Source organism: Pseudomonas sp. NPDC086566 (assembly GCF_050280885.1).
In the GTDB taxonomy this organism is placed as follows: Bacteria; Pseudomonadota; Gammaproteobacteria; order Pseudomonadales; family Pseudomonadaceae; genus Aquipseudomonas; species Aquipseudomonas vlassakiae.
Map to the genome: position 1 here is coordinate 59,474 of NZ_JBNNWD010000016.1, position 10,274 is coordinate 69,747.

7 protein-coding genes and 2 pseudogenes are annotated in these 10,274 nt (G+C 63.5%); 2 read left to right on the plus strand and 7 right to left on the minus strand.

Annotated features, from left to right (window positions below):
- Positions 1–25: 25 nt before the first annotated feature.
- Positions 26–1,207 (plus strand): MFS transporter, encoded by a 1,182-nt coding sequence (locus ACQKPS_RS26040; RefSeq protein ID WP_254485556.1) that lies wholly within the window; start codon positions 26–28, stop codon positions 1,205–1,207.
- A 4-nt stretch (positions 1,208–1,211) separates the two neighbouring features.
- On the opposite strand, the gene ACQKPS_RS26045 is transcribed toward ACQKPS_RS26040, so the two are convergent.
- The 7 genes and pseudogenes from ACQKPS_RS26045 to ACQKPS_RS26075 form a co-directional block, all read right to left on the minus strand.
- Positions 1,212–2,546 (minus strand): MFS transporter, encoded by a 1,335-nt coding sequence (locus ACQKPS_RS26045; protein WP_427606130.1) that lies wholly within the window; start codon positions 2,544–2,546, stop codon positions 1,212–1,214.
- Between the two features lie 45 nt (positions 2,547–2,591).
- Positions 2,592–3,512 (minus strand): SMP-30/gluconolactonase/LRE family protein, encoded by a 921-nt coding sequence (locus ACQKPS_RS26050; protein ID WP_186604244.1) that lies wholly within the window; start codon positions 3,510–3,512, stop codon positions 2,592–2,594.
- A gap of 415 nt (positions 3,513–3,927) precedes the next feature.
- Positions 3,928–5,187, minus strand: coding sequence for a c-type cytochrome (locus ACQKPS_RS26055; RefSeq protein WP_427606141.1), 1,260 nt, complete (start codon positions 5,185–5,187; stop codon positions 3,928–3,930).
- A 3-nt stretch (positions 5,188–5,190) separates the two neighbouring features.
- Positions 5,191–6,969 (minus strand): GMC family oxidoreductase, encoded by a 1,779-nt coding sequence (locus ACQKPS_RS26060; RefSeq protein ID WP_427606132.1) that lies wholly within the window; start codon positions 6,967–6,969, stop codon positions 5,191–5,193.
- Between the two features lie 4 nt (positions 6,970–6,973).
- Positions 6,974–7,711: a gluconate 2-dehydrogenase subunit 3 family protein gene (locus tag ACQKPS_RS26065; RefSeq protein WP_254485133.1), complete on the minus strand. Its 738-nt coding sequence runs from the start codon at positions 7,709–7,711 to the stop codon at positions 6,974–6,976.
- A 144-nt stretch (positions 7,712–7,855) separates the two neighbouring features.
- Positions 7,856–8,374 (minus strand): annotated as a pseudogene (locus ACQKPS_RS26070) (methyl-accepting chemotaxis protein); the annotation flags it as partial.
- 336 nt (positions 8,375–8,710) lie between these two features.
- Positions 8,711–9,475: pseudogene (locus tag ACQKPS_RS26075) on the minus strand (MCP four helix bundle domain-containing protein); the annotation flags it as partial.
- A 200-nt stretch (positions 9,476–9,675) separates the two neighbouring features.
- Here ACQKPS_RS26075 and ACQKPS_RS26080 point away from each other — a divergent pair.
- Positions 9,676–10,274: thiamine pyrophosphate-binding protein (locus ACQKPS_RS26080; protein WP_427606134.1), on the plus strand; the 599-nt coding region annotated here is incomplete at its 3' end.

Here is a 10,274-nt window from a genome sequence, read left to right on the forward strand (position 1 = left end):
GCATCGTAGTCAATGGCCTTCGGCCATCCGGGCGCTCGCCCACCGCAATTTCCAGATCTATTTCGCCGGCCAGGGGGTTTCCACGCTGGGCAAGTGGGTGCAGCAGGTGGCCTTGGCCTGGCTCGCCTATCACCTCACGGGTTCGGCCGTGCTGCTGGGCCTGATCACCTTCCTTTCGCTGGCGCCGCAACTGCTGATTGGCCCGCTGGCCGGTGCATGGATCGACCGGCACGACAAACGTCGATTGCTGATCATCGTGCAAGTGATCCTGACCCTGCAGTCGTCGGCGTTGGCACTCTCTACCTGGCTGGGCTGGGTCGATGGCCCGGTCATCGCTGGCATGGCCTTGCTGCTGGGTTTGCTGAACGCCCTGGAAACACCGTTGCGCCAGGCGTTGATCGGCAGTTTCGTCGATGACCCGGCCGACCTGCCCAATGCGTTGGTACTCAATGCCATGCTGATCAACGGCGCACGTTTCGTCGGCCCGCCATTGGCCGGGGCACTGATCGCGCTCGCGGGCGAGGCGACCTGCTTCGCGCTGACGGCCCTGGCCTTCCTGGCATTGCTGTTCGGCTTGCTGAAAGTGCGCGGTAGCGCCAGCCCAAAGGCCAGTGGCTCGACTGCCCAGGTGTTTCGCGAGGGGCTGGCCTACATGTGGCAGACCCGCAATGTGCGCCAACTGCTGGTCAACGTGATCATGGTCAACCTGTTGGCGTCCTGCTATGCAGCGCTATTGCCGATCCTCGCCAAGGCGGTGTTTGCCGGTGACGCGCAGGTGCTGGGGTGGTTGTGGGGGGCGGCGGGGGCGGGAGCCTTCGCGGCGACCCTGGTGCTGGCGTTCGGCGGCGCATTGCCCCGCCTGCGCCAGTTCACCGACGCCGGGGCGCTGCTGTGCGCGGTCGCCTTGGTCGGCCTGTGGCTGGCGGGCATGCTGCCATTGGCGTTGCTGGCGCTGGCATTGCTGGGTTTTGGCATCACCCTGAGCAATGTCAGCACCAACATGCAGCTGCAGAGCGGTGCGCCGGGCCACTTGCGTGGCCGGGTGATTGCCTTCTACATCGCCATGCGTTTTGGCTTCGAGGCTCTGGGCGGGATGATCGCCGGGCTGGTCGCGGCCCGCTGGGGGGCACCGGCGACCCTGGGGATCGCCGGTGGGGTGCTGGTGCTGGGGTTGCTGGGGCAGTACGGCATACGTCGCCGTAGTTGATCGGTCAGGCAGCCTGACCCTGGCCCTGCGGCGTTTGCTGCTTGGCCGGGTCACCCAGCCAGAGCATCAGGCAGGTACCGATCAGCAGGATCGAGGCTACGGCGAAGAACGGCAGGGTGAAGCTGTGCGTGGCATCCTTGATCAGGCCGATGAGGAAGGGCCCGGTGAAGCCGCCAAGGTTGCCGATCGAGACGATTAGCGCCAGGCCGCCCGCTGCGGCGCGGCCGGTGAGGAAGGTCGACGGAATCGCCCAGAACGTTGCCTGGAAAGACAGGATGCCGGCCACGGCCAGGCACAGGCTGGCGATCTTCAGCAGCGGCTGGTCGATCAGCGCAGCACTCACCAGGGCCAGTGCAGCAAACGCCAGTGCGCTGGCCACGTAGGGCAGACGGTGCGTGCTGCGGTTGGCCAGGCGCGCCCATAAGGTCATGGCCACGGCGCCTAGCAGGTAAGGCAGCGCCACGACCAGGCCGACCACGCCACTGGAAATACCCAGGCTCTTGATGATCTGCGGCAGCCAAAGCCCGATGCCGATGGAGCCGACGATGCAGCAGAAGTTGATGGCCGCCAGGGTGAACACCTTGGGATTGGTCAGTGCTGCGCGCAGTGTGTTGCCGTGGGAGGCGCCAATGGCCTGCTGCTCCTGGGACAGGCGCTGGGTCAGCCAGGCCTTTTCGCGGGGGTTCAGCCACTTTGCCTTGTTCGGGGCATCGACCAGCACGAACAGGCAGGCAATACCGAGCAACACGGCAGGCATCGATTCGGTGACCAGTAGCAGTTGCCAGTTCTTCAGGCCCCACACACCGTGCTGTTCCATCAGCCAGCCCGACAGTTGCGAGCCGACGATGTTGGCGACCGGGATGCCCAGCAGGAACGCTGCGGTAGCTTTCGCTCGCCACTTCCCGGGGAACCAGTAGGTGAAGTACAGGTACACCCCTGGCGTGAAGCCTGCTTCGGCAAGCCCCAGCAGGAACCGTGCGATGCTGAAGCTGATCGGGCCGGTGGCGAAGGCGGTGGCCATCGAAATCAGCCCCCAGGTGATCATGATCCGGGCAATCCACACCCGTGCGCCAAAGCGCTGCATCAGCAGGTTGCTGGGGATCTCGAACATGAAGTAGCCGAAGAAGAACAGGCCGGCCGCCCAGCCGAACATCGTCGCGGTCAGCCCCAGGTCCTGGTTCATGCTGATGGCGGCGAAGCCGACGTTGGTGCGGTCGAGGTAGCTGATCACGTAGCAGATGAAGATGAACGGCACCAGGCGCCACAGCACGCGGCGCATCAGGCGTTCGCCCTCGGCGTCGCTGAGCGGCGCCTGGGCTGCAGGGGAATCGTGGTTCATGTCGTCACTCTTTTGTAGTTGTTGTGTGCGCTGACAGGCGCGGGTTCAGCTGTGGGAATACATCTGCAACCCAGGTGTGGCGGTACGGACCTGCAGAATGCTGCCGGTCTCGGATTCGGTAATGAACAGGGTCTGTCCGTCATCGCCACCGAAGGCCAGGTTGGTGTTGCTGATACCGGCGCAGGAGACGATGCGTTGCAGCGGTTCGGCGACTTTCGACAGCTTCCACACCGAGCCGAAGCCGGTATGGGCGATGTACAGGTTGCTCTGCGCATCGAGTGCCAGGCCGTCGGGTCCGCCCAGGCCGCCATGCAACTGCGCGAAAACGCCCACCTTGCCGACGATCGAGCCGTTACCCAGTGGGATGCGCCAGATCTGCTGCGCGCGGGTCACGGCTACCAGCAGGTGGTTGAGGTGGGGGTCGTAGACGATGCCATTGGGGCTGGGAATGGTACCCAGCAGGCACGTCAGGTTGCCCTTGGCGTCGAGCTTGTATACCCGGCCCGTGGCGTCCTGCAGGCCAGTCTGGCCTTGGTCGGTGAAGTACAGGTCACCGTTCGGTGCGAACACCAGGTCGTTGACGCCCTTGAAACCTTCGGAGCCGGCCGAGTCCAGCAGCGGCTCGATGGCGCCGGTCTGCGGGTCGAGCAGCATGATCCCGCGCTTGTAGTCGGTGATGAAGATGCGCCCGTCCTGGTGAATCTTCAGGCCGTTGGGCCAGCCATCGTACTGGCAGACCAGCTCCCATTCGCCTTGAGGCGAGATGCGGAAGATGCGCCCGTTGGGAATGTCGGTCACGTACAAGCGCCCCTGACGGTCGAAAGACGGGCCCTCGAGGAATGAGTCGATTGCGCGCCCCTGGCGGTTGGCGTTGGCCCAGGCAGTGGGGCGCGGGTCGCGAAAGCGTTCGGGCAGGCGCGTGAAGACGGTGGTTTCAACGGTGGGTGGGGCAGCGAAAAAACTCATGAGGGCTCCTGGCGGCAAGGGGCGCGTGAGCGTCCAGGTTGTTGTTGTGTTCTTGGTTTAATGCAATGCCATTTCAAAATAAATCATGATGCGACGAAAGGCGACGATTTTCGTCGGTATTTTTCGCGGCTCTGGAGGAGGCTCAAAATTATGTGACCTTATTTAAAGGAAATAGCGTTCCAAAATAAAAACAACTGGAGAGCGCGGGCGCGACTTTGAAGTTCAAAGCGAGCAAGAACGAGCTGCGGGTCGGCCAGTTGATGCCGAAGATGCCGGTATTGGTGACCTCGGATGGACCACATCCAGACCGCAGGCGGCGCCGAGCAGGCAGCAGCCGGCCTGTTCAGCGTTACGGCCCGGGAAACCTGCAGGTCAGTACGGCCCCGCGCCGAGGCGCGGGGCCGTGGCTGTTGCATCAGTGCTGCATGCGTTGCTTCGCCACTTCGTCCGGGGACACAGGCGAGCCTGAATTTCCCCAGCCCGAGCGAATGAACGACACCACGTCTGCCACTTCCTGGTCGCCAAGGCGCCAGGCGAAGCCGGGCATGCCGTAACCGGTGGGGGCATGCTGGTTGCCCGGCAGGTAGCCGCCGTCCAGCACGATATGGATCAGCGAGGTCGCATCTTTGCCATTGAGTACCGGGTTGCCGGCCAGGGCCGGGAACACTTCGGCGTAACCGCGGCCGTCGCTGCGGTGGCAGGCCATGCAGTTGTCGATGTAGGTGCGAGCGCCTGGGGTACTCACCTCCATGCGGCTCAGTTGCAAAGCGGTGTTGCTTTCGGCTTTGACGGCAGGCGACGCATTCACCGGGGGCAAGCTCTTGAGGTAGCGAGCGATGGCCAGGCGATCAGCATCGGTCAGGTGTTGCATGCTGTGCTGGATGACATCGGTCATGCTACCGAACACCGCCGTGCGTTCCGTGCGGCCGGTTTTCAGGAACTGCGCGAGCTCCTCGGTGCTCCAACTGCCCAGGCCATCGTGCGCGTCGCCGCGCAGGCTTTTCGCCACCCAGCCTTCCAGCGGTGCGCCGCCGGCCAGGAAGTGGTCGCCATCGCTGTCGGTAAGTGATTTTTCCTGCATGCCAATGCCGCGTGGGGTATGGCAACTCCCGCAGTGGCCGAGGCCGTTGACCAGATAGCGGCCGCGCTCCAGTTGTGGGTCTGGCGTGCTGCCCGTTTCGGTGGCGACCTTCGGGGCGAACGTCCAGCGCCAGAACGCCAGCGGCCAGCGCATGTTCATCGGCCAGGGGATGTCACTATCGCGGTTGGCCTCGGCCACCGGCTGCACACCTTTCATGAAGTAGGCATACAGGTCGGCGATGTCCTGGTCGGTGACCTTGGCGTACGAGGGGTAGGGCATGGCGGGGTAGAGGGTACTGCCATCCTTGCGAATGCCGTGGCGCACCGCCTTGTCGAAATCTTCCAGGGAATACGCGCCGATGCCGTGCTGGGCATCAGGTGTGATGTTGGTGGCGTACACCGCGCCAATGGGGGTTTCCAGGCCCAGGCCGCCGGCGTACGGCTGGCCGCCTTTGGCGGTGTGGCAGGCCATGCAGTCGCCGGCGCGTGCCAGGTACTCGCCACGCGTGATGGCGGCGTCGTCTGTTGCCGCCAGGGCAGCGGCGCTGATGGCCAGGCATAACGGAGTCAGCACAGTGCGGGTGAGCTTTTTCATCATTTATACCTCCACCAGCGGACGGCCCGGGTTCTTCAGGTAGCGCTCGCGGATAGCATTGGCCGACCAGTAGGCCAGCGCGCCGACCAGGCCCGTGGGGTTGTAGCCGATGTTCTGCGGGAACGCCGAGGCGCCTATGACGAACACATTCGGCACGTCCCAACACTGCAGGTAGCGGTTGACCACGCTGGTCTTGGGGTCGGTGCCCATGATCGCGCCGCCGGTGGTGTGGGTGCTCTGGTAGAAGCGCGTGTCGTAGGGGGTGCCGATCTTCTTGGCGTTGACGGTGTAACTCGACGGGTTCATCGCCACGGCGATCTCGGCGGCCTTGTTGGTCACGTACTGCGACATGCGGATGTCGTTGTCGTGCCAGTTGAATGTCACCCTCAGCAGCGGCTGGCCGAAGGCATCCTTGTAGGTCGGGTCGAGGTCCAGGTAGGTGTCGCGGTATGCCATCACCGAGCCCTGGGTGTACAGGTTCATGCTGCGCTGGTAGTTGTCGCTTACCGCGCCTTTCCAGCCCTTGCCCCAGTTCGGCTCGCCCTTGGCCACGCCGGTCTGGCCGATCGGGCGGCCGCCAGTGCGGTGGTGGCCGATGTTGGCACCGCCGAGGAAGCCCAGGCCACTGTGGTCGAAATTGTCGCCGTTGTAGTTGTCGATCGCCGTGCCGCCGGCGCCGGTGCCGATGAACGGGTTCAGGTAGGTACCCTTGGGCAGTTGCACGGTGACCGAGCCGAGCATCTGGTAGGCGTAGTTGCGCCCGACCACGCCTTCGCCGGTGTGCGGGTCGTAGGGCTTGCCGATGTTCGACAGCAGCAGCAGGCGTACGTTGTGCAACTGGAAGGCACTGAGGATGACCAGGCGTGCCGGTTGCTCGACCTCGTTGCCCTGGGCGTCGATGTAGGTCACGCCGGTGGCCTGTTTGCCCGAGCTGTCGAGGTTGACCTTGGTGACATGCGCCAGGGTACGCATCTCGAAGTTACGCCGCTGGCGCAGCACAGGCAGGATGGTGGTCTGCGGCGAGGCCTTGGAGTACATGTAGCAGCCGTAGTTTTCGCAAAAACCACAAAAGTTGCACGGGCCCAGGCGCACGCCATAGGGGTTGGTGTAGGGGGCGGAGGCGTTACCGGCCGGAATCGAGAATGTCGAGTAGCCCAGGCTGCGCGCGGCCTTGTCGAACAGCTGCTCGCCATACACCTTTTTCAGTGGCGGCAGCGGGTATTCCTTGCTGCGCGCACCCTCGAACTTGTTGCCACCCTCGATAAGCCGCCCCTTGATGTTGCCGGCCTTGCCGGCCACACCGGCCACTTCCTCGAAGCGGGTGAAGAAGGGTTCAAGCTCCTCGAAGCTTACGCCGTGGTCCTGGATGGTCATGCCTTGCGGGATGAACTTGCTGCCATAGCGTTCGGTGTAGTGGCTGCGCAGCTTCAGGTCGCTGGGCAGCGGGCGCCAGCTCAGGCCGTTCCAGTGGAAGCCCGCGCCGCCGACGCCGTTACCGAGCAGGAAGGTGCCTTGCTGGCGGTAGGGCAGCGCCACGCCAGCCGGGTTGTGGCGGATAGTCACCGTCTCCTTGGACAGGTCCTGAAAGAGCTTTCCACGGATGCTGTAGGCCAGTTCGTCGATCACCTTCGGGTAGCTGGCGTCGGTCGGGGTGTCCTGGTCGGGGCCGCGCTCCAGTGCCACCACGTTCAGGCCGGCGTCGGTCATCTCGGCGGCCATGATCGAGCCGACCCAGCCGAGGCCGACGATGACCACATCGGTTTCAGGTTTCTTGAGTGCCATGTCGTTACCCCCGCTGGCCATTGATGGAAACAGGACCCAGTGGATAGCGCTCGTTCGGGCGGTCGATCCAGTCCATGAAGTCGGCGCGGGCGCCAGGGAAACCGAGCATTTTCCAGGCGGCCATGTCTTTGTTGCCACCGTACATCGGGTCGGCGAAATAGCCTTCCTTGACGTTCTTCAGCAGCAAAGCGAAGAAGCTACCGCCCGGTACCCGGGCCAGCTTGAACTTGCCGCTTTCCAGCTGGCTGAACACCTCGATCTGCAGGCTCTCACTCAGCTGCGCGAAGGCCTTGCCGAACTGCTTGAGGCAAGCGGTATCCAGGTCGGCGATGCCCAGGCGGTAGAGCTCGCGCGGTACCAGCTTCATCTGGTAGCCCAGTTCGGGCGCCTGGTCGGTGATGAAGGGCGCCTGCATGTACCAAAGCCGCCCGTGGGCGTAGGGCGTTTCCATCTGCCGGTCGAGAAACTCGGGTACGCCTGCGCTCAGTGCGCCGGGGCCTTCTTCGTCTTCGGGGATCAGCACGGCGCAGGCGGCCTGGACGAACGCCCACTCGCTGTCGGTGAAGAACGTGGGGTTGTAACGCTCGGCAGGTGGGTTTCGGCCGGGTGCATGGCTGGAATCGGCATGCGTGGCGTTCGACCCGATCGCTTCATGGGCGGCGTAGCCCACCAGGCTGACAGCCGGAATGAGAATGGCACTGCGACGAAGGAACTCGCGCCGTGAGTTGGGTGTGTCGGACATCAGGAGCTCGCTCAGGTCAGGATTCAGGTCTCGGTGTTCGGCTCTGGCGTGGCCGATACGGAGGCGCGACATTATGCCTCGCAACATCATTAAATAGAATGACGTTGCGAAAATCCAAGTTTTGTCTGCGCCCAAGGTCACGACTCAGGTACGAAAACGTGTGACCAGACCGTTGAGCTGGATACCCAGCTGCTCCAGCGCCTGGCTTGCCGAAGCGGTCTGGTGGGCCTGGGTGGTCGAAATTGCAGACAGGTCGCGGATGTTGATCAGGTTGCGATCGACTTCGCGGGCAACCTGCGCCTGTTCTTCTGCGGCACTGGCGATCACCAGGTTCTGTTCGTTGATGCGAGTGATGTGCACCATGACCTGAGCCAGTGCCTGGCCCGCTTCGCGAGCGGTCTGCAAGCTGTGACTGGCGCGGGCGCGGTTGTCGTTCATCGCAGCCACCGCCTGGCCGGATTCGCTGCTGATCGTGCCGACCATGCTTTCGATCTCCAGGGTCGATTGCTGGGTGCGGTGGGCCAGGGCGCGGACTTCATCAGCGACCACGGCAAACCCGCGCCCGGCCTCGCCGGCGCGAGCCGCTTCGATGGCGGCATTGAGTGCCAGCAGGTTGGTCTGTTCGGCAATGCCGCGGATTACATCGAGCACCTTGGCAATGTCGGCCACGCTGCTGGCAAGGCTGTCGACCTGCTGCGTGCTGGTCTGGATGTCCCGGCTCATCAGTTCAATGGCTTCGACGGTCTGGATCACCCGTGCATTGCCGGCTTCGCTGGCGACCTGGGTCTGTGCCGACGCTTGCGAGGTGCCGACCGCGGTTCGCGCCACTTCGTCCACGGCGGCGGACAGTTCGGTGACCGCTGATGCGGCCTGTTCGATCTCGTTGGCTTGTTGTTGCAGGTTCTCGTTCGACTCGATGGTTACAGCGCTCAGTTGTGTCGAAGATTCGGCGATAACCGATGCTGACCGGACGATCTGGTCGATCGTCGCGCGCAAGTTCGCCTGCATCTGCTTCAGCGCATCGAACAGGCGACTGATCTCGTCTCGGCCTTCGCTCTCCATCGGCTGAGTCAGGTCGCCCGAGGCGATGACTTCGGCGCCGCGCGCTGCTCGGTTGATCGGCAGGATAATGCTGCGGCTGACCAGCCACGCGACGCCGATGGTGATCAGTGCGGCGGCCACCATCAGCAGGGCCACGCTGGTTCGCGATGTCGCGTAGGTGCTGCTGGCGCTGGCGAAGGCCTGGTTGATGTTGCGCTGGTTCAGGTCGCTCAGAGCATACAGGCGGGGGAAGGACTGTTCGGAGTTTTCCCGCAGCGGCCCGTTGAGCAGTGCCACCATTTCAGCTTCGCGGCGCGCCTTGGCCAGTGCGATCAGCGTTCGGATACCCGGTGCGGTGGCCTGCAGGTAAGGCTCGACTTCCTGGTACAGCACACGCTCATGCGGGTCCGCCAGTTTGGCCAGGTAAGCGGCCTGGGCCTTGGCGAGTTTGTCGAGCTGGACTTCCAGGCGCCGGCTGCTGTCGGCGCGCATGGCGTCGTCTGGGTAGAACGCCAGTTTGAGTGCGTTCACGCGGATGCCCAGTACGGCTTCGCGCATATTGCCCAGTGCCGTAGCGGTCGGGGTGCTGACCTGCTCGATGGTGCGATTGATGGCGTCGACGCGGGACATCTGCAGCAGTGCGAACAAACCGACGATGACGATGATCGATGCGATCAGGCCGAAGGCCAGCGTTAAGCGCGTCGCAATGGAAACCTTTCGCATGTCTTTCCTCTGGGTTGGATATCAGTAGGCGCAAGTAATGGCGATAGGGTTTCGGCCGTTCGGCGGCAGAACTTTAATGAATAATGAAATGGCGTTGCATTGTTTGCGGTGGCAGTGCACTGTGTGGCCCGCTTTCGCGTGTGCATACGCAAGCGCTGGAGCGTGTTCGCATCCCGATGACCGTAGGTGAGATAAGAAAGATGGCCAAAGCCGCCGATGTTGTTGTGCAATGCCTGGAAAACGAAGGTGTCGAGTATGTGTTCGGCATTCCTGGTGAGGAAAACCTCGACCTGCTGGAATCCCTGCGCAAGTCGAAGATCAAGCTGGTACTGACCCGCCACGAGCAGTCCGCGGGCTTCATGGCTGCCACCTATGGCCGCCTGACCGGCAAGACCGGCGTCAGCCTGTCGACCCTGGGCCCTGGTGCAACCAACCTGGTAACCGCCAGTGCATACGCCTACCTGGGCGGCATGCCGATGATGATGATCACCGGCCAGAAACCGATCAAGAAGTCCAAGCAGGGCCGCTTCCAGATCATTGACGTGTGCGGCATGATGGACCCCATCACCAAGTACACTCACCAGTTCGCCTCGGCCGACAACATCCCGGCCCGTATGCGCGAAGCGTTCCGCCTGGCTGAAGAAGAAAAGCCGGGCGCTGTGCACCTGGAGCTGCCGGAAGACATCGCCGCCGAGCAGACCGATGCCCTGCCGATCCCGCGCAGCCTGCACCGTCGCCCGCTGGCCGAGCACGTGGCCATCGAAGCCGCCGTAGAAAAACTGCAGAAGGCCCGCAGCCC